Source organism: Ferrovibrio sp., assembly GCF_035304305.1.
Lineage (GTDB): Bacteria > Pseudomonadota > Alphaproteobacteria > Ferrovibrionales > Ferrovibrionaceae > Ferrovibrio.
On sequence record NZ_DATGQG010000059.1, the window covers coordinates 1 to 20,585 of the forward strand.

General features: G+C 67.1%; 20 protein-coding genes, 1 other RNA gene and 2 pseudogenes. 11 read left to right on the top strand and 12 right to left on the bottom strand.

Annotation, left to right across the window (positions count from 1 at the left end; genetic code table 11):
- The coding region (locus VKZ87_RS07665; RefSeq protein ID WP_324220663.1) for a LysR substrate-binding domain-containing protein at positions 1 to 196 on the top strand (196 nt) is incomplete at its 5' end.
- A gap of 14 nt (positions 197 to 210) precedes the next feature.
- On the opposite strand, the gene ybaK is transcribed toward VKZ87_RS07665, so the two are convergent.
- Complete coding sequence (ybaK, locus tag VKZ87_RS07670) at positions 211 to 687, bottom strand: Cys-tRNA(Pro) deacylase (protein ID WP_324220664.1); 477 nt, start codon at positions 685 to 687, stop codon at positions 211 to 213.
- A gap of 91 nt (positions 688 to 778) precedes the next feature.
- Between ybaK and VKZ87_RS07675 the strand changes: the two genes are divergently transcribed.
- The 4 genes from VKZ87_RS07675 (at position 779) to VKZ87_RS07690 (ending at position 6,209) form a co-directional block, all read left to right on the top strand.
- Positions 779 to 1,369, top strand: coding sequence for a DUF938 domain-containing protein (locus VKZ87_RS07675; protein WP_324220665.1), 591 nt, complete (start codon positions 779 to 781; stop codon positions 1,367 to 1,369).
- 273 nt (positions 1,370 to 1,642) lie between these two features.
- A complete protein-coding gene (locus tag VKZ87_RS07680) occupies positions 1,643 to 3,988 on the top strand; it encodes an adenosylcobalamin-dependent ribonucleoside-diphosphate reductase (RefSeq protein ID WP_324220666.1) in 2,346 nt (781 codons plus the stop codon).
- 24 nt (positions 3,989 to 4,012) lie between these two features.
- Positions 4,013 to 4,657, top strand: a complete 645-nt coding sequence (locus VKZ87_RS07685; protein WP_324220667.1) for an HAD-IA family hydrolase — start codon at positions 4,013 to 4,015, stop codon at positions 4,655 to 4,657.
- A gap of 1 nt (position 4,658) precedes the next feature.
- Complete coding sequence (locus tag VKZ87_RS07690) at positions 4,659 to 6,209, top strand: class I adenylate-forming enzyme family protein (protein WP_324220668.1); 1,551 nt, start codon at positions 4,659 to 4,661, stop codon at positions 6,207 to 6,209.
- Positions 6,210 to 6,298: 89 nt separating this feature from the next.
- Here VKZ87_RS07690 and VKZ87_RS07695 read toward each other — a convergent pair whose 3' ends face one another.
- Both VKZ87_RS07695 and VKZ87_RS07700 read right to left on the bottom strand, forming a co-directional pair.
- A complete protein-coding gene (locus tag VKZ87_RS07695; protein WP_324220669.1) occupies positions 6,299 to 6,931 on the bottom strand; it encodes a gamma-glutamylcyclotransferase in 633 nt (210 codons plus the stop codon).
- Position 6,932: 1 nt separating this feature from the next.
- Positions 6,933 to 7,838: a DMT family transporter gene (locus VKZ87_RS07700; RefSeq protein ID WP_324220670.1), complete on the bottom strand. Its 906-nt coding sequence runs from the start codon at positions 7,836 to 7,838 to the stop codon at positions 6,933 to 6,935.
- A gap of 84 nt (positions 7,839 to 7,922) precedes the next feature.
- Here VKZ87_RS07700 and VKZ87_RS07705 point away from each other — a divergent pair, with 84 nt between their 5' ends.
- Positions 7,923 to 8,966: a DUF2125 domain-containing protein gene (locus VKZ87_RS07705; RefSeq protein WP_324220671.1), complete on the top strand. Its 1,044-nt coding sequence runs from the start codon at positions 7,923 to 7,925 to the stop codon at positions 8,964 to 8,966.
- Between the two features lie 170 nt (positions 8,967 to 9,136).
- Here the strand turns inward: VKZ87_RS07705 and VKZ87_RS07710 are convergent, their stop codons facing one another.
- From VKZ87_RS07710 to pheA, 3 genes are read right to left on the bottom strand one after another with little or no spacing between them, the layout of a single operon-like run.
- Positions 9,137 to 10,072, bottom strand: a complete 936-nt coding sequence (locus VKZ87_RS07710; RefSeq protein WP_324220672.1) for a prephenate/arogenate dehydrogenase family protein — start codon at positions 10,070 to 10,072, stop codon at positions 9,137 to 9,139.
- 8 nt (positions 10,073 to 10,080) lie between these two features.
- The gene (gene hisC, locus VKZ87_RS07715) at positions 10,081 to 11,175 is read right to left on the bottom strand and encodes a histidinol-phosphate transaminase (protein WP_324220673.1); all 1,095 of its coding nucleotides are present in this window, start codon (positions 11,173 to 11,175) and stop codon (positions 10,081 to 10,083) included.
- Between the two features lie 36 nt (positions 11,176 to 11,211).
- A complete protein-coding gene (gene pheA / locus VKZ87_RS07720) occupies positions 11,212 to 12,078 on the bottom strand; it encodes a chorismate mutase (RefSeq protein WP_324220674.1) in 867 nt (288 codons plus the stop codon).
- Between the two features lie 230 nt (positions 12,079 to 12,308).
- Between pheA and metX the strand changes: the two genes are divergently transcribed.
- Both metX and metW read left to right on the top strand, forming a co-directional pair.
- Positions 12,309 to 13,484 (top strand): homoserine O-acetyltransferase MetX, encoded by a 1,176-nt coding sequence (metX, locus tag VKZ87_RS07725; RefSeq protein ID WP_324220675.1) that lies wholly within the window; start codon positions 12,309 to 12,311, stop codon positions 13,482 to 13,484.
- A gap of 68 nt (positions 13,485 to 13,552) precedes the next feature.
- Complete coding sequence (gene metW / locus VKZ87_RS07730; protein WP_414655635.1) at positions 13,553 to 14,128, top strand: methionine biosynthesis protein MetW; 576 nt, start codon at positions 13,553 to 13,555, stop codon at positions 14,126 to 14,128.
- On the opposite strand, the gene VKZ87_RS07735 is transcribed toward metW, so the two are convergent.
- The gene (locus VKZ87_RS07735; protein ID WP_324220676.1) at positions 14,129 to 14,887 is read right to left on the bottom strand and encodes a class I SAM-dependent methyltransferase; all 759 of its coding nucleotides are present in this window, start codon (positions 14,885 to 14,887) and stop codon (positions 14,129 to 14,131) included.
- 51 nt (positions 14,888 to 14,938) lie between these two features.
- Between VKZ87_RS07735 and gloB the strand changes: the two genes are divergently transcribed.
- Both gloB and VKZ87_RS07745 read left to right on the top strand, forming a co-directional pair.
- Complete coding sequence (gene gloB / locus VKZ87_RS07740) at positions 14,939 to 15,712, top strand: hydroxyacylglutathione hydrolase (protein ID WP_324220677.1); 774 nt, start codon at positions 14,939 to 14,941, stop codon at positions 15,710 to 15,712.
- A 37-nt stretch (positions 15,713 to 15,749) separates the two neighbouring features.
- Positions 15,750 to 16,295 (top strand): DUF1080 domain-containing protein, encoded by a 546-nt coding sequence (locus VKZ87_RS07745; RefSeq protein ID WP_324220678.1) that lies wholly within the window; start codon positions 15,750 to 15,752, stop codon positions 16,293 to 16,295.
- A gap of 6 nt (positions 16,296 to 16,301) precedes the next feature.
- Here VKZ87_RS07745 and recR read toward each other — a convergent pair whose 3' ends face one another.
- The 4 genes and pseudogenes from recR to ffs form a co-directional block, all read right to left on the bottom strand.
- Positions 16,302 to 16,895 carry a recombination mediator RecR gene (recR, locus tag VKZ87_RS07750; RefSeq protein ID WP_324220679.1) on the bottom strand — a complete coding sequence of 198 codons (594 nt, stop codon included), beginning with the start codon at positions 16,893 to 16,895 and terminating at the stop codon, positions 16,302 to 16,304.
- A 10-nt stretch (positions 16,896 to 16,905) separates the two neighbouring features.
- Entirely contained in the window at positions 16,906 to 17,229 is a 324-nt protein-coding gene (locus tag VKZ87_RS07755) for a YbaB/EbfC family nucleoid-associated protein (protein ID WP_324220680.1), read from the bottom strand.
- A gap of 10 nt (positions 17,230 to 17,239) precedes the next feature.
- Positions 17,240 to 19,012 (bottom strand): annotated as a pseudogene (locus VKZ87_RS07760) (DNA polymerase III subunit gamma/tau); the annotation flags it as partial.
- A 3-nt stretch (positions 19,013 to 19,015) separates the two neighbouring features.
- Positions 19,016 to 19,114: signal recognition particle sRNA small type (ffs, locus tag VKZ87_RS07765), an RNA gene on the bottom strand.
- Between the two features lie 106 nt (positions 19,115 to 19,220).
- Between ffs and nudC the strand changes: the two genes are divergently transcribed.
- The gene (nudC, locus tag VKZ87_RS07770) at positions 19,221 to 20,189 is read left to right on the top strand and encodes an NAD(+) diphosphatase (RefSeq protein WP_324220681.1); all 969 of its coding nucleotides are present in this window, start codon (positions 19,221 to 19,223) and stop codon (positions 20,187 to 20,189) included.
- 115 nt (positions 20,190 to 20,304) lie between these two features.
- Here the strand turns inward: nudC and VKZ87_RS07775 are convergent.
- Positions 20,305 to 20,585 (bottom strand): annotated as a pseudogene (locus VKZ87_RS07775) (homoserine acetyltransferase); the annotation flags it as partial.

Consider the following 20,585-nt stretch of genomic DNA (forward strand, 5'->3'; position numbering starts at 1 on the left):
CGGTTTCGGGATCAGCCTGATCCCCTATCCCTATGTCGAGGAGGATCTGAAGGCGGGGCGGCTGCTGACGGCGCTGGAAGACTGGCGCACGGTGGAAACGACACTCTATGCCGTCTATCCCTCCGGACAGCACGTTGCGCCGAAAATCAGGGCGTTGATGACCTTCCTGTCAGACACGTTCGCCGGACGAGGGTGAATGCGGCTCGCCGCTCAGTCGCTCGCCAGCGCGGCAGTCCTTGCATCCAGCAGGCGCACCAGGTCCGACGGGTTCAGCCGGACCTGCAACCCGCGCTGACCGCCGTTCAGGTATACGAGGTCGTGCTTGAGCGCTTCCTGCTCGATCGCCGTCGGCACGGGCTTCTTCTGCCCGAACGGGCTGATGCCGCCGACGACGTAACCGGTGGTCCGTTCGGCTTCGACGGGCTTCATCATCTGGGCCGATTTCCCGCCGAACATCGCCGCCAGCTTCTTCATCGAGACCTCCCGGTCGGAAGGCACCACCACGCAGACAGGCTTTCCGTCCACCAGCGCCATCAGCGTCTTCAGCACCCGCGCCGGATCCTCCCCCAGTGCTTCGGCCGCCTGCATCCCGATCCGGTCGGCGTTCGGGTCGTATTCGTAGGCGTGGACGGTAAACTGAACCTTCTGCCTGTGCAGGAACTGGGTTGCTCGGGTAGTCTTCGACACGGGAGCCTCGATTTCGGGTTGCCGCGGCAGAATTACCAGCAAGCGGTCGCCTCGCCCATAGACTGGCGGAGGTCCGCTCGGGAGCAGGCGGATGAGACACGCACCGGCAACGCAGCGGAATCGGGATCCCATCCTTGCGGTCCTGCAGCAGATCCTGCCGCCCGCCGGCTTCCTGCTCGAGATCGCCAGCGGGACCGGGGAGCATGCCGCCTATATGGCCCCGCGGCTGCCGGGCTGGACATGGCAGCCAAGCGACCGGGAACCGGACACGCAGAGCATCGACGGCCATTCCCGCGCGGCAGGCGCCCGGAATGTCAGGCCCGCCATGCGGCTCGATGTCACCGAGCCCCTCTGGCCGATCACCTCGGCCGACGCCATCCTGTGCTGCAACATGATCCATATCGCGCCATGGACCGCCGCCGAGGGCCTGTTCGAGGGCGCAGCGCGGACACTGACTGGGGGCGGGCCGCTGGTCCTGTACGGACCGTTCCGGCGGCACGGCCGGCATACGGCGCCTTCGAACGAAGCCTTCGACGCGAATCTGCGCGCCCAGGATCCGGAATGGGGCGTCCGCTGCCTGGATACCGAGGTGCGGCCGCTGGCCGAAACGCACGGCCTGGAATGCCGGGACGTGATCGAGATGCCCGCCAACAATCTTACCGTGGTGTTCCGCCGGCCATAGCCGGTTGACGCAGCGCCTTTTCAAACGCGGGAATGGCGGCCTGTGCATAACCCGGTGCAAAACCGCCTGTGCATAGATGGCAAAGCGGGGAAAAGCTGTTTTTCACGACCGCTTACAAGATGTTGTCCGCGACGGCCCTTGGGATCAATCTGTAGAAACAATAAGGGAACATTTCCCTCGACTCCCCGGGCAGGCGCGGTAAATTAGGGTCAGCGGCCTGCGGCTTTCCCGGGCCGCTTGTCGTCTCTCCAAAGCCAGTGTCAGGACTTTTCGATGTCGCCGATCGCGCCTATTTCGCAGCAAATCTGGGACATGAAATACCGGTTCAAGGGACCGGACGGCACGCCCGTGGACCAGACGATCGCCGATACCTGGCGGCGTCTGGCCAGAGCGCTGTCGGCGCCGGAGAAGAACCCCGCCGACTGGGAAGAGCCCTTCTACAAGGCGCTGGAGGATTTCCGCTTCCTGCCGGCCGGCCGCATCGTTGCCGGCGCCGGCACGGCGCGCAAGGTGACGCTGTTCAACTGCTTCGTCATGGGCACGATCCCCGACGACATGAGCGGCATCTTCGAGCATCTGCGCGAAGCGGCGCTGACGATGCAGCAGGGCGGCGGCATCGGCTACGATTTCTCGACGCTCCGCCCGCGCGGCGCGCCGGTGAAGGGTGTCGGCGCCGATGCCTCGGGGCCGCTCAGCTTCATGGATGTCTGGGACGCGATGTGCCGGACCATCATGTCGGCCGGACACCGGCGCGGCGCCATGATGGCGACCCTGCGCTGCGACCATCCCGACATCGTGGCCTTCATCGAGGCCAAGCGCGAGCCGAACCGCCTGCGCATGTTCAATCTTTCGGTTCTGGTCACCGACGACTTCATGCAGGCGGTGAAGCAGAACCAGCCCTGGGAGCTGAGGTTCAACGGCACGACCTACCGTACCGTGCAGGCGCGCGAGCTGTGGGACAAGATCATGCGGGCGACCTACGCCTATGCAGAGCCCGGCGTGATCTTCATCGACCGCATCAACCGCCGCAACAACCTGCATTACTGCGAGACCATCGCGGCGACCAATCCCTGCGGCGAGCAGCCGCTGCCGCCCTACGGCGCCTGCCTGCTCGGCTCGATCAATCTCGCGCGGCTGGTGAGGAACCCCTTCGAGGCCGATGCGGAACTCGACCTCGCGGCGCTGGAGGACCTCACGGCCAAGGCCGTGCGCATGATGGACAACACCATCGACGTGTCGAACTTCCCGCTGGAGGCCCAGGCCGCCGAGGCGCGGACCAAGCGCCGCATCGGGCTCGGCGTCACCGGTCTGGCCGATGCGCTGATCATGGTCGGCGCGCGCTACGGCTCGGCGAAGAGCATCGAGCTGATCGAAACCTGGATGAAGCGGCTGCAACGCGCCGCCTATCTCGCCTCGGTGGAGCTGGCGAGGGAGAAAGGCCCCTTCCCGCTGTTCGACCGCGAGGCCTATCTGGCCGGCGAGACCATTGCCGAGCTGGACGCCGACATCCGCGAGGCGATCGCCAGGCACGGCATCCGCAATGCGCTGCTCACCTCGATCGCGCCGACCGGCACGATCTCGCTGTTCGCCGACAATGTCTCCTCGGGGCTGGAGCCGGTCTTCAGCTTCCACTACACCCGCAACGTGCTGATGCCCGATGGCACGCGGCGCGAGGAGGAGGTGAGCGATTATGCCTACCGCCTCTACCGCAGGCTGAAGGGCGAGAACGCGCCGCTGACCGAAGCCTTCGTGGATGCCCAGGTGCTGAGCCCCGCCGACCACGTTCGGGTGCAGGCGGCCGTGCAGAAATACGTCGATTCCTCGATCTCCAAGACGATCAACGTGCCCGAGGAGATCGATTTCGACAGCTTCAAGGACATCTACCTGATGGCCTACGAGGAGGGCTGCAAGGGCTGCACCACCTACCGGCCGAACGACGTCACCGGCTCGGTGCTGCAGGTGAAGAAGGACGAGAAGAAGGCCGCGGAGGCGGCGCAGCAGCCGGAACTGCCGCTGGCGCCGGCGGCCAAGCCGATCCAGACGATCAGGCCGCGCGACCCGCTGGCGGCCGGCGGCGTGGTCTACATGACCAAGCCGCTGGACCGGCCCGAGGCCCTGCCCGGCCGCACCTACAAGATCACCTGGCCGGAATCCGAACACGCGATGTACATCACGCTGAACGACATCGTGCAGGATGGCCGCATCCGGCCCTTCGAGGTCTTCATCAACTCGAAGAACACCGAGCATTATGCCTGGACGGTGGCGCTGACCCGGATGATCTCGGCCGTGTTCCGGCGCGGCGGCGACGTGTCCTTCGTCGTCGACGAGCTGAAGGCGGTGTTCGATCCGCGCGGCGGCCACTGGATGAATGGCCGCTATGTGCCGTCCCTGCTGGCAGCAATCGGCGAGGTGATCGAGCGGCACCTGATCGAGATCGGCTTCATGGCCGGCCCGGAAGAGCAGCGCGAGGAAAAGGCGACGCTGGCGCTGGCCGCCAATGCCGAGACGCCCAAGCCGCTGTCGGGCCTGCGGCAATGCCCGAAATGCGGCCAGCCCGGCCTGATCCGGATGGAGGGTTGCGATACCTGCACCTCCTGCGGCTATAGTAAGTGCGGCTGATCTGAGGAAACGCTGCACAAGAGCATGGGTATAAGGGCCGTCCTGTGGGATTTCGGCGGGGTGATTCTCACCTCGCCCTTCGATGCCTTCCGCCAGTACGAGGAAAAATGCGGCCTGCCGCAGGATTTCCTGCGTCGGGTGAACGCCACCAATCCGCATGGCAACGCCTGGGCCTGCTTCGAACGCGGCGAGGTGGATGCCGAAACCTTCGGCGAGATGTTCCTCGCCGAGAGCACGGCGCTGGGTCATCCGGTACATGGCCGTGACATCCTGCCGCTGGTCTCGGGCGAGGTGCGTCCCCGCATGGTGCAGGCCCTGCGCAAGGTGAAGATGCGCTACAAGATTGCCTGCCTGACCAACAACATGCCGCTGGGCCATGGCCCCGCCATGGCGGTGTCGCCGGAAAAGGCGGCCGCCGTGGCCGAGATCATGGCCCTGTTCGACTGCGTAGTGGAATCGAGCAAGGTCGGCGTGCGCAAGCCCGAGCCGGCCTTCTACGAGCGGGCCTGCGCGCTGCTCGGGATTCGCCCCGACGAGGCTGTGTTCCTCGACGATCTCGGCATCAACCTGAAGCCGGCCGCCGCCATGGGCATGAAGACCATTAAGGTCGTGGATCCCGACCGGGCCCTGGCGGAGCTCGGCGCCATCATCGGCATGGAGTTCGCGTGAGATGAGACTGTCGGAATGCCTTCTCGCCAACCCGGATTTCGGCACGCTGTCGGAACTGATCGCCGCCCATGCCGCCGAGCGGCCCGAACATGCCGCGGTGATCCAGGATAACAGTACGCTGACCTATAGCGAGCTTGATGCCCGCATGAACCGCGTCGCCGCCGCCCTGCAGCGCGACGGCGTGAAGCCGGGGCACAGCATCGCCATCGTTGCCGCCACCTGCATCGACTACGTGGTGATCTATGCCGGCGCCCTGCGCGCGGGCCTCGCCGTGGCGCCGCTGCCGCCGTCGGCCACGCCGCAGCAGATCGCCGGCATGGCGGAGGACTCCGACGCGCAGCATCTCTTCCTCGACGAGGCGGCCGAACTGGCGCTGATCGGGCTCGAAGGCCAGCTGCCGAAGCGCCGCATCCGCATCGACACCGAGGCTTTCGAGGCCTGGCTGGAACCCGAGAGCGCAAAGCCCGCGCCGGCCCCGGTGACGCCGGAGATGCCGTTCAACATCATCTATTCCTCCGGCACCACCGGCGTGCCGAAGGGCATCGTCCAGTCGCACAGGATGCGCTGGCTGCACATGCAGCGGGCCAATGTCTACGGCTACGACAATCACACGGTCACGCTGCTCTCGACGCCGCTCTATTCGAACACCACCCTGGTCAGCCTGTTTCCGACGCTGGCCGGCGGCGGCACCGCCCTGCTGATGGCGAAGTTCGACGTGGTGAAATATCTCGAACTGGCCGAGAAATTCCGCGTCACCCACACGATGCTGGTGCCGGTGCAGTATACCCGGCTGATGAACCATCCGGATTTCGACCGCTACAACCTGTCGTCCTTCCGGGCCAAGTTCTGCACCAGCGCGCCCTTCAACGCGGCGCTGAAGGCCGACATCCTGAAACGCTGGCCCGGCAAGCTGATCGAGTTCTACGGCATGACCGAGGGCGGCGGCACCTGCATCCTGATCGCCGACGAGCACCCCGACAAACTGCATACCGTCGGTCGGCCGGCCGAAGGCCACGACATCCGGCTGATCGACGAGAACGGCAGGCCGGTGCCAACCGGCGAGGTCGGCGAGATCGTCGGCAGCTCGGCCGCGATCATGAATGCCTATCACAAGCAGCCGGCCAAGACGGCGGAAGCCGAATGGCATGACGAGACCGGCAAGCGCTTCATCCGTACCGGCGACATGGGCCGTTTCGACAAGGATGGTTTCCTGCAGCTGATGGACCGCCGCAAGGACATGATCATCTCCGGCGGCTTCAACATCTACCCGAGCGACCTGGAAGCCGTGCTGCGCGGCCATGAGGCGGTGGCCGATGTCGCCGTGGTCGGTGTGCCCTCCGAGCAATGGGGCGAGACGCCGGTGGCCTTCGTGGTGAAAAAGGACGGCGCAGCGGCCTCGGCCGACGACATCCTGGGCTGGGCGAACGGCCAGCTCGGCAAAATGCAGCGCATCAGCGCCATCGAGTTCCGCGACGTGCTGCCGCGCAGCGCCATCGGCAAGGTGCTCAAGCGCGAACTGCGGGATGAATATTCCGGTTCCGTGAAAACCTGAATGTCATGGCCGGGCTTGACCCGACCCTCTTTCTGCATCACCGGTAAAAAAAATCGTGGATGCCCGGATCATATCCGGGCATGACGCTTCTATCTGATCTCGCCGCACCGCTCACGCACGCGACCGAGCAGGCGGTGCAGCGGCGTGTCATTGATGCCGAGTTCGTCCAGATGCGCAACCGTGTTGGCGAGATAGGCCGCGTTCGGGCCACGCTGGCCGCGGCAGGTGGCGATCACTTCCGCCACCTCGTCTTCCGTCAGCCGCCCGGCATACTGGCGATGCTTCGGATCGGCCACGAAGGCGAGCACGTTGACGCGCTCCCAGCTGTCGCCCTTGGCGTGCAGGCTGGCGCGATGGAAGCCCGGCCGGTACACGCCGGTTACCATCTCGCGGCGATAGAGATAGTCGATCACCGCTTCCTCGTCGCGCTTCGCCACCCGGAAGGCGCGGCCGAGACAGGAGCCGCCGGGCATCAGGCCGAGCACCAGGCCGGGCTTCTCCGGCGTGCCGCGATAGCGGTGCGACCAGACGCAGAAGCCGCGGTGGTAACCCCAGAGCCGCGCGATTCGCTCGTCCAGATGCGGGAAGCCCGGATCCCACATCAGCGAGCCATAGCCGAAAACCCAGAGTGGCTCGCCCTTCGCCGGCCGGATGCGCGGAAACTCCGGCGCCGTTTCGCCCGGCAGCGGTTCCTCGTGATCGAAGGGAATGCGCGGACCCATGTCAGCGCTGCGCCGGTGCGAGGTTGACCAGGGCGACGCCCGCCATCGTTGCCGCCATGCCGAACAGGGCCAGCAGGTTCAGCTCCTCGCCGAACAGGAAGAAGGCCACCACCGCCGTGCAGGGTGGCACCAGGAAGAACAGGCTGGAGACCTTGGCCGCGGCGCCGCGCCGGATCAACAGGAAGAGCAGCGAGATTGCACCCAGCGAGAGCACGATGCAGAGCCAGCCGAGCGCGAAGATGAATTCGCCGCTCCATTCGATCACGCGCGCCTCGAAGAGCAGCGCAAAGGGCGTCAGAACCAGGGCCGAGGCGGCAAACTGGATCGCGGTGCCCGAGCGCAGGTCGACGCCGGGGCAGAATTTCTTCTGGTACAGCGTGCCGATGGTGATACCGACCAGCGCGATCACCGACAGGGCATAGCCCCAGACCGAGCCCTCACCGATGCCGAGCCGGGTCCAGACCACCAGCACCACGCCGAAAAGGCCGAGCATGAGCCCGAGCCATTGCCGTCCGCTGACGCGCTCGCCCAGCAGGGTCCCGGCGGCGGCGGCCACCAGCAGCGGCTGGATGCCGACGATCAGCGCCGAGACTCCGGCCGAGACGCCGTGGAAAATCGAGGCGAACACGCCGCCCAGATAGGTCGCATGCAGCAGCATTCCGGCCACGGCGATATGCAGCGCCGTTTTCCAGTCGCGCGGCCAGGGCGCGCCGCTCAGGCCCGCGAAGGCCGCCAGCAGCACGGTCACGATGGCGAAGCGGAGGATGAGGAAGGTCATCGGCTCGGCATAAGGCAGGCCGAGCTTGGCGCCGATGAAGCCGGTGGACCAGAGCAGCACGAAAATCCCCGGCATGCTGGCAAGCGCAAGGGAAGACAGGCTGACCGGCTGAGAGGATGTGTCGGACATGAATGGGGCGGCTGTTCTGTTGGGCGGCATCATCGGTCGAACCGGCCGCGACCGCAAGCATAGCGCCTAACCGGCCGCCGGGTAGTGATCGCGCGCACAGCCTGCTATACCTGCCGCATGCGCTATTTCGTCCTCATCGGCCTGATCCTCGGCGCCCTGGTCGGCTATTACCTGCTCTGGGCACATCTCTCCGACCAGGTGGCAGCCGAGGCCACGCGCTGGGCCGAGGCACAGCGCGCCCAGGGCCGCGAGGTCAGCTACGACCGGCTGCGGCAATGGGGCTTCCCCTATCGCCTCTCGCTGACGATGGAGAATCTCCGCTGGCATGATCCGCAATCGGCGGTCGGCTGGCGTATCGAAGCGGACGAGGTCAACGCGCATCTCCAGCTGTGGAAACTGGACCACGTCATCTTCGATCTCAACGGCGCACAGCGGCTGGCCTGGAAGGAGGGCGATGCGGAGCGGCAGGTGACGCTGACGGCCGAACGGTTCCGCTCGAGCCTGGTGCTGGACGCCGCGGGCAACTGGCTGCGCCTGGCCGCCGACCTGGAGAAACCCTCCCTGTCCGGCGCCCTGCAGGACTGGCGCGCGGACAAACTGCTGCTGCATGCGCGCCGGGCGGGCAATGTGCCGCCCAGCGCCGACCTCGCCCTGCAGGCCGAGGCGGTGACGCTGCCGGCATCCGCCGACGGCCCGCTGGGGCGCCAGATCGCCTCGCTCCGGCTGGTCGGCAATGCCCGCGGCACGGCGGTGGGCAGGACACCGGAGGACCTGCTGGGTACCTGGCGCGATTCCGGCGGCATCGTCGAATTCGAGACCATCGCGCTGCAATGGGGCGCGCTGCGGATGAACGGCGATGGCAGCCTGACGCTGGACAAGCAGTTCCGCCCGCTCGGCGCCATGACAGGCCAGATCCGCGGCGCCGAAGCCGGCCTCGATGCGCTGGTCGCGGCCGGCCGGATGAAGCCGGAAGACGCCGCCGCCGGCAAGGCGGCGCTCGGCGTCATCGCCCTGCGCGACGACCGGGGCGAGCGTTATCTGCCGGTGCCGCTGACCGCGCAGGAGGGCCGCCTGTTCCTCGGCCCCGTGCCGCTCTTTGCCCTGCAGCCGATCCTGCCGGGGAAGTGACGACGGACTGACAGAAGCCGTCACCCTTGCGCGAAGCACAAGGGTCTATCCCACCTATCCGCATGACCGAACCGGCGTCCGGGCCTCGGCCTGTGCCGAGGGCGGCGATCTTTGTGACCGGACTTCAGCCACATGGGCCGCGACGATTGTGTCCGGCGCGAAAGATCGAATTAAGCTGACGTATCCTTCTCCGCCGCGGCGCGGCCGAAATCGGGGGCCGCGGTTTCCTGGCCGGCATCGATGATGGCACGGCGAATGGCGCGGGTGCGGGTGAAGAGGTCGAACAGCGTGTCGCCTTCGCCCCAGCGGATGGCGCGCTGCAGCGCGATCAGATCCTCGGTGAAGCGGCCGAGCATCTCCAGAACCGCTTCCCTGTTGTTGAGGAAGACGTCGCGCCACATGGTCGGGTCGGAGGCGGCGATGCGGGTGAAGTCACGGAAACCGCCGGCGGAATACTTGATCACTTCCGACTGGGTCACGGTCTCCAGATCATCCGCCGTGCCGACGATGTTGTAGGCGATCAGATGCGGCACATGGCTGGTGATGGCCAGCACGAGGTCGTGATGCCGCGGGTCCATGGCCTCGACCCGGCTGCCGAAGGCGGTCCAGAAGGCCTTCACCTTCTCCACAGCGCCGGCATCGGTGTGCGCTTCAGGCGTCAGGATGCACCAGCGATTGCGGAACAGACTGGCGAAGCCGGCTTTCGGGCCGGAATGCTCGGTGCCTGCGACCGGGTGCCCCGGCACCAGATGCACGCCCTGCGGCAGGCGCGGCGCCACGTCGCGGATCACCGCCTGCTTGCAGGAACCGACATCGGAGACGATGGCGCCCGCCTTCAGATGCGGCCCGATATGCGCGGCAACCGCGGCATTGGCGCCGAGCGGCACGCAGAGCATGACCAGGTCCGCATCCTTCACCGCCTCCGCGGCATCGGCATGGACGCTGTCGCCGAGCTTCAGTTCGGTGGCTTCGTTGCGGTGTGCTTCCAGCGCATCGGCGATGGCGATATGGCGGGCGACGCCCTGCTCGCGTGCCGCGCGCGCCACCGACGAGCCGATCAGGCCGATGCCGATGATGGCAAGACGGTCGAACAGCGGCGCGGCCATCGCCCTGCCTACTTCTTTCCGGCCATGAAATCGGCCAGCGCCGCGATCACCAGATCGTTCTCTTCCACGGTGCCGATGGTGAGCCGCAGCGCTTCCGCAAGACCGTAGCCGCCCATGGCGCGCAGGATCAGGCCGCGGCTGCGCAGGAAGTCGTCGGCCTCCTTCGCCTGCTCCGCCCCCCTGGGGAAGCGGATCAGCACGAAATTGCCGACGCTGGGCAGCACTTCGAGGCCATGCATCGCCAGGGAGGTGCGCACGCGCGGCAGCTCGGTGTCGTTGTGGCTGCGCGCCTTGTCGAGCCAGGCGACATCCTCCAGCGCGGCGACACCGGCAGCCTGGGCGGCAGCGTTGACGTTGAACGGACCGCGCACGCGGTTCAGCACATCCACCACATTCTTCGGCGCATAGGTCCAGCCCAGACGCAGGGCGGCAAGGCCGTAGATCTTGGAGAAGGTGCGCATCATCACCGTGTCGTCACGGGATGCCACCAGCTCCATGCCGTTGGAGTAGTCGTTGCGGCTGACATATTCGGCATAGGCCGCGTCCACCACCAGCAGCACGCCGGCGGGCAGGCTGTCACGCAGGCGGCGCAGCTCGGAAGCCGTGATGTAGCTGCCGGTCGGGTTGTTCGGATTGGCGAGGAAGACGATCTTCGTCTTCGCCGTCACCGCCTTGAGCAGCGCGTCCACGTCGGCGGTGAAATTCTGCTCCGGCGCCGTGACCGGGGTGGCGCCCCGCGCCTTGGCCGCGATGGCGTACATCAGGAAGCCATGGCGCGAATACAGGACCTCGTCGCCCGGGCCGCAATAGGCGGCGCAGATCAGCGCGATCATCTCGTCCGATCCGTTGGAGCAGACGATGTTCTCCGCCGGCAGGCCGTAATGCTGCGCCAGCGCCTGGCGCAGGACATCGACGCCGCCATCGGGATAGCGGTGCAGCTCGCCGGCCATGCTCCGGTAGGCCTCGATCGCCCGCGGGCTCGGCCCGATCGGCGTCTCGTTGGAGGACAGCTTGTGCACCCTGGCGACACCCGGCACGCTGCCTTCGCCGCCCTTGTAGGGCGCGATGTCGAGAATTCCGGGTTGCGGCTTCGGCGCGGTCACGTCAGTCACTCCTTCAAAAATTCACCCTGGCCGATCCTAGCTCTCGGCCACCGGCACCGGATAGGCGCCAATCACGACGGCATCGGAAATCAGGTTCGGGTCCGCAGCGCGGAAGGCCGCCATCCGGTCGTCGCTGTCCGGCACGAAACCGGTAACCTCCACCAGCATGCGGGCGACGCCGCTGGTGCCGCGATGCTGGGCCAGCACGCGGCTTTCCAGCCCCGCCTGGGCGAGCAGGCTGTTCAGGCGTGCCACGCTGGAAGCATCCTCGTTCATGTAGACGACGATCAGCGTGCAGTCCTCGCCCGATTCCTCCGGCGGGGTGCGGGCGATCACGTAACAGCCCAGTTCGGCGATGCGGCCGCGCGGATTGGGCACGAACGGCAGGCGGGCGATGATCCGGGGGGTATCTTCGGCGCGGCTGGCCAGCAGCGGCCACCAGACCTCCTTCTCGCCGTCCTCCGGCATCGCCATCACGCCCAGCGTCGCCGGCTGGGAGTTGACCGCCCGGATGACGGCAGTCGCCGTGGTGCAGAGCTGCATCGGGGTGGTCGAGCCGTAGAAGTCGCGGGCCAGATCCCAGCGCGCCGCCGACTTGTTCGGCGCATGCACGGCAACCTTGACCGGCGCCTGCAGGTCGTAAAGCGAGGAGATCATCTCGCGCCAGATCCGCAGCAGCGCCGCCGGCGGCAGGCCGGTGCGATGGCGCTCCAGCAGGCGGCGCAGGATCTGCGCCTCACGTCCCGGCCGCAGGAAGACGCCGTCCGAGCCGCCCTCCGTGCGCTTGGTTTCGGCCACGCGCTGGACGGCTTCGGCGCGGCGGCGCAGCAGGTCCTGGATCTGGTCGTCCAGCACATCGATCTCGCGGCGCAGGTCGGCCAGGCTCGGAATATGGTCGCTCATGGGAACGCTGTTTGGAACGGGCTCGAGGGGCGGAAAGCCGCTTAGTCTTAGGACCTTCAACGGCCGATTGCAAAGGCCGAAAGAGCATTGAAGACATTGACTCGCAGGGCGTTGCTCCGTAAGCACAGGGTCCCGCCGCCGGACAGGGTCCCGGCCCGGGTTCCGGCGAGCGAAGCCCTCGCGGCCGGAATTCCCGCTCCAAGCCCTGTAGGATTTGCCGGCTGCCTGCCATGAGTGCCGTTCGCCCCTCCCTGCACAATCTCGATCCCATCGGCCCCGGCCATCGCGTCACCCTGGGCGAGACCCTGCCGCTCAAGCTCGATTGCGGGCTCGATCTCGGCCCTTTCCGGGTGGCCTACTGCACCTACGGCACGCTGAATGCCGACAAGTCGAATGCCATCCTGGTCTGCCATGCACTGACCGGCGACCAGCATGCCGCCAACCCGCATCCGATCACCGGCAAGCCGGGCTGGTGGGGCACGATGGTGGGACCCGGCAAGGTGATCGACACCGACCGCTTCTTCGTCATCTGCGCCAATGTGCTGGGCGGCTGCATGGGCTCGTCCGGCCCCGCCGAGATCGACCCGGCCACCGGCAAGCCCTACGGCCTGCGCTTCCCGGTGATCACCATCCGCGACATGGTGAACGCGCAGGCGATGCTGCTCGACCATCTCGGTATCCGGCAGCTGTTCTGCGTGATCGGCGGCTCGATGGGCGGCATGCAGGTGCTGCAGTGGGCCGCCAGCTATCCCGACCGCGTCTTTGCCGCCATCCCGATCGCCTGCGCCGCCAAGCATTCGGCGCAGAACATCGCCTTCCATGAGGTCGGGCGGCAGGCGATCTATGCCGATCCGCAATGGCACAAGGGCGACTATTTCGAGCATGGCACGATTCCGCGCGCCGGCCTCGCCGTGGCGCGCATGGCCGCGCACATCACCTATCTCTCGGAAGCCGCCCTGCACCGGAAATTCGGCCGCAACCTGCAGAACCGCGAGCGCATCACCTACGGCTTCGAGACCGAGTTCCAGGTCGAGAGCTATCTGCTGCATCAGGGCTCGACCTTCGTGGAGCGGTTCGACGCCAACTCGTATCTCTACATCACCCGCGCCATGGACTACTTCGATCTGGCGGCGCAGGCCGGCGGCAACCTCGCCAATGTCTTCCAGGGATCGAAGACCCGCTTCTGCGTCGTCTCCTTCACCTCCGACTGGCTGTTCCCGACCTCGGAGAACAAGGAGATCGTGCGCGCCCTGAACGCCGCCGCCGCCAATGTCAGCTTCGTCGAAATCGAGACCGACAAGGGCCATGACGCTTTCCTGCTGGACGAACCGGAGATGTTCCGCACCCTGAAAGGCTTTCTCGACGGCTGCGCGGAAGTCCGCGGCCTGAACGGAGCTGCCCCGTGAACGAGCAACGCAGCCTGGTGCCGTCGGGGCACCGCGATATCCGCCGCGACCTGCTGCTGATCGCCGAGATGGTGGCGCCGAAAAGCCGCCTGCTCGATGTCGGCTGCGGCGATGGCGCGCTGCTGGAATACCTCGCGCGCGAGAAGGATGTGGACGGCCGCGGCATCGAGATCCGCCAGAGCGGCGTCAATGCCTGCGTGGCCCGCGGCCTCAGCGTCATCCAGGGCGACGCCGACTCGGACTTGCCGGACTATCCCGATGCGGCCTTCGACTATGTCGTGCTGAGCCTGACGCTGCAGGCTACCAGGAATCCGCGCAAGGTGCTGCACGAGATGCTGCGCATCGGGCGCCGCGCCATCGTCTCCTTCCCGAACTTCGCCTACTGGCATGTGCGGCTGCAGCTGCTGTTCGGCGGCCGCATGCCCATGACGGCGGCGCTGGACGACCCCTGGTACGAGACCCAGAACATCCATCTCTGCACGATTCTGGATTTCGACGAGCTCTGCGCCAGGGACGGCATCGTGGTCGAGCAGCGCATCGCGGTCGACGGCCGGGGCAACCGCGACGGCTGGCGGCTGCAGGGCAGCATGGCCAATATCTTCGGCGCGCAGGCCGTCTATCTGCTGCGGCGCCGCGGCACCTGATCAGCTCTCGTCGCCGTGGAAGCCGACCGGCCGCAGACCGGCCGGCACCGGGTTCAGCACGAAGCGCTTCTGCCGCACCTTCACGGCCTTGAGCGGCGTGACGGCATAGACCTGCTTCTCGGCTTCCACCAGCAGAACGCCGGAGAAGCGTTTCCACAGGGCCTCGCCGGTGCGTTCCCAGGCCTGCGCCGCGCCGAACACGAAGCCACGGTTTGCGGGCGGCATCCACAGCGCCGCCTCGCTGCGTGTCGGCGAGAATTCCGCATCCCGCATCAGGCGGGTGAGCTGCGGCGGCGTATAGGGATGGCCCTGGCCGAAGGGCGTCGTCTCGATATGGGCCCAGAGGCCGCGGCGGTTGGGCACCACCGCCAGCAGCCGCCCCTGCGGGCTGAGCACGCGCCAGACCTCGCGCAGCAGCGAGCGCACGTTTTCGGAATTCTCGACCGAATGGACCAGCAGCAGCCGGTCGATCGAGGCATCCGGCAGCGGCAGGTCGTCCTCGTCCACCAGCATCACGCGGCCGGGCAGGCCGCGCGGCCAGCGCACCACACCCTGCGGCCCTGGCATCGCGGCGATCACCCGTTCCGCCTCGTTCTCGAAAATGCGCAGGTACGGTGTGGCATAGCCGAGCCCCATCACCCGCAGTCCGGAAACGTCGGACCACATGGCCCGCAGCCGCTGGCGCAGCAGGCGGCGCACCGCCTGGCCCAGATGGTCGGCGTAGAATTCGCGCAGGTCGATGATGTCCGGACGCAGCATTGCGCTATGTTAGCATCTGGTTTCGCGGTTTTCCTTCAGTAGAATGTGGCCATGACACTCGAAATCGTCCAGATCCCCGTCCTCAACGACAATTACGTCTATCTCGCGCGCGAGCCTGCCTCCGGTGCGGTCGGCGTGGTCGATCCCGCCGTGCATGAGCCCGTATTGGCGGAACTGCAGCGCCGCGGCTGGAACCTCACCCATATCCTGAACACCCACCACCATCCGGACCATGTCGGCGGCAATCTGAAGCTGAAGGAAGCGACCGGCTGCCAAATCGTCGGGCCAAAGGCCGATGCCGGCCGCATCCCCGGCATCGATGTCGCTCTGGCGGACGGCGAGCGCTGGAAGCTGGGCGAGGAAGAGGCCGTGATCTTCGATGTGCCCGGCCATACCAGCGGCCACATCGCCTTCTGGTTCGAGCAGAGCGCGGCGCTCTTCTGCGGCGACACGCTGTTCGCGCTGGGCTGTGGCCGGCTGTTCGAGGGCACGCCGGCGCAGATGTGGCAGTCGCTGTCGAAGCTGCTGAAACTGCCGGACCACACCCGCGTCTACTGTGCCCATGAATATACCGAATCCAATGCGCGGTTCGCGGTCACGGTGGAACCCGGGAACGAGGCCCTGCAGAAGCGCTATGCGGCGATCCGGGCGGCGCGGGCCAAGGGCCAGCCGACCGTGCCCTCCCTGCTGGGCGAGGAGAAGGCCACCAATCCGTTCCTGCGGCCGATGAGCGGCAATCTGCGCGAAACGCTGGGCCTCACCGATGCCGACGACGTCGCGGTCTTCGCCGAGACCCGCCGGCGCAAGGATACATTCCGCGGATGAGGCGGAACCCGGCCGCGCTCCGCGCCGTTGCAGCAGCATGAGGGATCTGCTGCAGGATCTGGACAACTGGCGCATGGCCGGGCCGGGCGGTTTCCGCCGCCTGGCTGACGGCAGCGTGGAGAGTCATGGCGGCAGCGGGCTGTTCTGGTACACCGCCGCCGCGTTCGACGATTTCCGCCTGTCGGTGGAATGGCGCATCCTGCACGAAACCGACAATTCCGGCGTCTTCATCCGCATTCCGCCGCTGACCAATTCGCCGGCCCCGGCGATCGAGCGCGGCTATGAGGTGCAGATCGACGAGCGCGGCATCAACCCCGCCGCCAGGCGGGAGGACGATCCGCTGCATCTCACCGGCGCCGTCTACAGGCTGGCGCCGGCGCTGCAGCGCGCCTCCCATGGCGTCGGCGAGTGGAACCGTTTCGAGATCGTGGCGCGGGATTTCGACATCGCGGTCACGCTCAACGGGATCGGCGTGTCGAAATTCACCGGCGCCCTGCGCCGCCGCGGCGGCCATGTCGCACTGCAGAACCACCATGAAGGTTCGGCGGTGCAGTTCCGGCGGCTGGAGATCGAGGAGCTGTAGCGGCCCCTAGAGAGGCCGGCGCGCCTTCAGCGCGGCGCCCAGCGTGCCGTCATCGAGATAATCGAGTTCGCCGCCCACCGGCACGCCATGGGCCAGCCGGGTGATTGTCACGCCGGAGGATTGCAGCCGGTCGGTGATGTAATGCGCCGTGGTCTGGCCTTCGACGGTGGCGTTGGTGGCGATGATCACTTCCCGGATCCGGCCCTGGGCGACCCTGCCGATCAGGCTGTCGACATTGAGATCGCCGGGGCCGATGCCGTCCAGCGCCGACAGCGTGCCGCCCAGCACGTGGTAGCGGCCGCGGAACATGCCCGAGCGCTCCAGAGCCCAGAGATCGGCGACGCCTTCCACCACGCAGAGCAGGGTCTCGTCGCGCCGCGGGTCGGCGCAGATGGCGCAGGGATTGCCGGTATCGAGATTGCCGCAGGTCGAGCAGGCATGGATGCTCTCGCCCACCTCACGCAGGCTCGCCGCCAGCGGCAACAGCAATGCATCCTTCTTCTTCAGCAGATGCAGCACCGCGCGGCGTGCCGAACGGGGCCCGAGCCCCGGCAGCCGCGCCATCAGCTGGATCAGCCGCTCGATTTCCGGACCGGCCATCGCGCGAGGATCAGAACGGCAGTTTCATGCCGGGCGGAATCGGCAGGCCCGCCGTGAGTTCCTGCATCTTTTCGGCCATCTCACGCTCGGCCTTCGCCTTGGCGTCGGCATGAGCGGCCTTGATCAGGTCTTCCACCACCTCGACCTCTTCCGGCTTGAGCAGCGAGGGATCGATCTTCACGCCCTTCATCTCGCCCTTGCCGTTCAGGGTCACGATGACCATGCCGCCGCCGGACTTGCCCTCGACGGTGCGCGCTTCCAGCTCCGCCTGCATTTCCTGCATGCGCTGCTGCATCTGCTGCGCCTGCTTGAGCATGTTTCCGAGATTCTTCATGGCAAACTCCTCAATCCAGCTCGTCGAGCGGATCGACATCGTCAGTGACGTAACCCGGCTCTTCCGCCGGCTCTTCGACAACCATGGCCGGCGGCGCGGCCTCGCGCACCTGCTCCAGCACGGCGCCGGGGAAGGCATTCAGCACCGCCTGCACCAGCGGATGCGCCTGCACATGGGCGCGGCGGCGGCTTTCCTCGGCCTGCTCCTGCTCGGCGAGCGTCGGCTCGCCCGGCAGCTTGCTCAGCGACACCACCCAGCGTTCGCCGGTCCAGGCCTTCAGCTTTTCCGTCAGCCGGCCCGGCAGGTCGTGGCGCGCGCCCTCGTTCAGCCGCATCTCGATGCGGCCGCGCTCGAAGCTCACCACATGCACGTCGTTATAGAGCTCGCTGGACAGGCTCATCTCGCGCATCTCGCGGGCGAGCTGCACCACGGCAGGGAAGGTTGCCGGCATCGGCGCCAGCGCAACGGTCTCGCCGGGCCGGACCTGCGGCGCGGCCTGCATCACCGGCTGGGTCGCCAGCGCCGCCGAGGTGCCGCCGCCATTGCCGCCTGAAGGCGCGGGCCGCGAGGGCGGCGTCACGCCCGGACCGCCCTTCTCGCGCCACTCCTTCGCCAGATCGGCCGGGCTCGGCAGGTCGGCGGCATAGGCCAGCCGCACCAGTACCATCTCGGCCGCCGCCAGTGGCACCGGGGCGGCGCGCACTTCCTGCAGCCCCTTCAGCAGCATCTGCCAGGACCGCGCCAGCACCGGCATGCCGAGCTTGCCGGCCAGTTCGCGGCCGCGGTTGCGCTGGGTTTCGGGCAGCGTGACGTCGTCGGGCGTGCCGCCGATGACCTTCACGCGCGTCAGCCAGTGGGTGAGTTCCAGCAGGTCCTGGATCACCACGGCGGGATCGGCGCCGAGATTGTACTGCTGCTGCAGGTTCTCCAGCGCCTCGGGCAGCCGGCCATGCAGCAGCGCATCCAGCAACGCGAAGACCTGGCCGCGATCGGCCAGCCCCAGCATGTCGCGCACCAGTTCGGCATCGGCCTTGCCGGCGCCATGGGCGATTGCCTGATCAAGCAGCGACAGGCCGTCGCGCACCGAGCCTTCGGCGGCGCGCGCGATCAGCGTCAGCGCGTCGTCGTCGATCTGCGCGTTTTCCTGCTCGGCAATGCGCTTGAAATGCGCCGCCAGAACCGAAATCTCGACCCGCTTGAGGTCGAAGCGCTGGCAGCGCGACAGCACCGTCACCGGCACCTTGCGGATTTCGGTGGTGGCGAAGACGAATTTCACATGCGCCGGCGGCTCTTCCAGCGTCTTCAGCAGGCCGTTGAAGGCCGCCGTCGAGAGCATGTGCACTTCGTCGATGATGTAGACCTTGTAGCGCGCCATCGAGGGCGCGTACCGCACCGCCTCGATGATCTCGCGGATATCGCCGATACCGGTGCGCGAGGCGGCGTCCATCTCGAAGACATCGGGATGGCGGTCCTCGGAAATCGCCTTGCAGTTGTCGCACACCCCGCAGGGCGAAATGGTCGGGCCGCCCTGCCCGTCCGGGCCGGTACAGTTCAGGGCGCGGGCGATGATGCGGGCGGTCGTGGTCTTGCCCACGCCGCGAACGCCGGTGAGGATGAAGGCTTGGGCGATGCGGCCGGTGGCGATCGCATTGGTGAGGGTGCGGACCAGCGCATCCTGGCCGATCATCTCGGCGAAGCTGCTGGGGCGGTATTTGCGTGCTAGGACGCGATAGGGCGCGGGCTGACTCATTCGCTCAAAGACCTGGCCCTGCTGGCGGGAGAATGAGGTGGGAGGCTGAACAACGACCCGGGCGGGAACTCGTTACGGCTGCTTCCTTCCGGACCTGACCGGGTTGGCGAGGCGCCCGTCCGCCGCCAACCTCCCGGGGTCTTATATCAAGCATCGGGGGGCACAATTCAATGGGCGGGGCGCCACAACCGGCCGCTGCGGCAGGATGGACGCCCCGGACGGGATATGACAGCTTTCCCGGATGGTTAGCTCCGCCGATTCCACCGCCAGACCGCCACGCCCGATCACCTTCTCGGGCAGCCTCCTCGACCGCGCCGGAAATCCGCGCCGCAATGCCGAATGGCTGGCGGAAAAGCGCGATCTGGCCAGCAGCCGCTTTCTGCCGATGCGCGAGCTGAAGCCGCTGATCGACGTCTCGGGCAAGCCCGCCCGGCTCGCCTGGCAGCCGGTGGACTTCGCCCGCCGGCATGCCAGCCTGCCGACGATTTTCCTCGGGTTGCAAGGTGACATTGCGCATTTCGCCATCGACTGCGATGCCGATGAAACCGTCGCCACCCTGCATGGCGAAACGGTGAAATTCATTGATGTGCGCTCGATCGCGCCTATGGTGGCGCCGGAAGAGGCCGCCATCCTCGCCCAGGCGCGCAGCCTGATCGACTGGCACCAGCGGCACGGCTTCTGCGCCCAGTGCGGCAGTCCCACCACGCTGGCGGAAGCAGGCTACAGCCGCCGCTGCAGCAACGCGAACTGCCGGGCGCAGCATTTTCCGCGCACCGATCCCGTGGTGATCATGCTGGCCGTGCGGCGCGACGAGACGACCGGGCAGGAGATGGTGCTGCTCGGCCGCCAGCCGCAGTTCATGCCCGGCATGTTCTCGGCGCTGGCCGGCTTCATGGAGCCCGGCGAGAGCATCGAGGAGGCCGTGCGCCGCGAGATTGCCGAGGAAACCGGCGTGCCCTGCGGCGCGGTGCGCTACATTGCCTCGCAGCCCTGGCCATTCCCCTCCTCGCTGATGATCGGCTGCGTGGCGGACGCGCTGGACGCGACCATCACGGTGGACAGGGCGGAACTGGAAGACGCGCGCTGGTTCAGTCGCGACGAGATCGCGCTGATGCTGGAGAACAGCACCAATCCCGAGGCCACTCCGCGCATGCCGCCGCCGCTCAGCCTGGCGCACCAGATCGCCAAACGCTGGCTGGCGGGGGCGTGAGAGCCTCATAAGCGCCTGATCCGGCCGGGGGACCTGCCCTGCTTTCATTGAGTCCGGTATTTGGTGTTACGAAGTGAACGCCCGCGGAACAGCTTACATTGGAGTGCAGCCGGCATCAGCCCCCGAGCCAGGCCCGAACCTGCGCCTTGATGAAGGCGGCATCTTCGGGGTTCTGCACCGGGTTGCCGGCGCGATGGCCCCAGATGCTGGGGATCGGGCGCAGTTCAGCGTCGCGCAGATACGGTAATTCGGCCTCGTTGTCGGCGACACGGAAATACAGATCCCTCTCGCCCGGCATCAGCAGCACGCGGGCCCTGATCGCGCGTAACGCCGCGGCGAGATCACCGTTGTAAAGCGGATTGGCGCTGATATCGCCGGCATGCCAGCAGCGCAGCT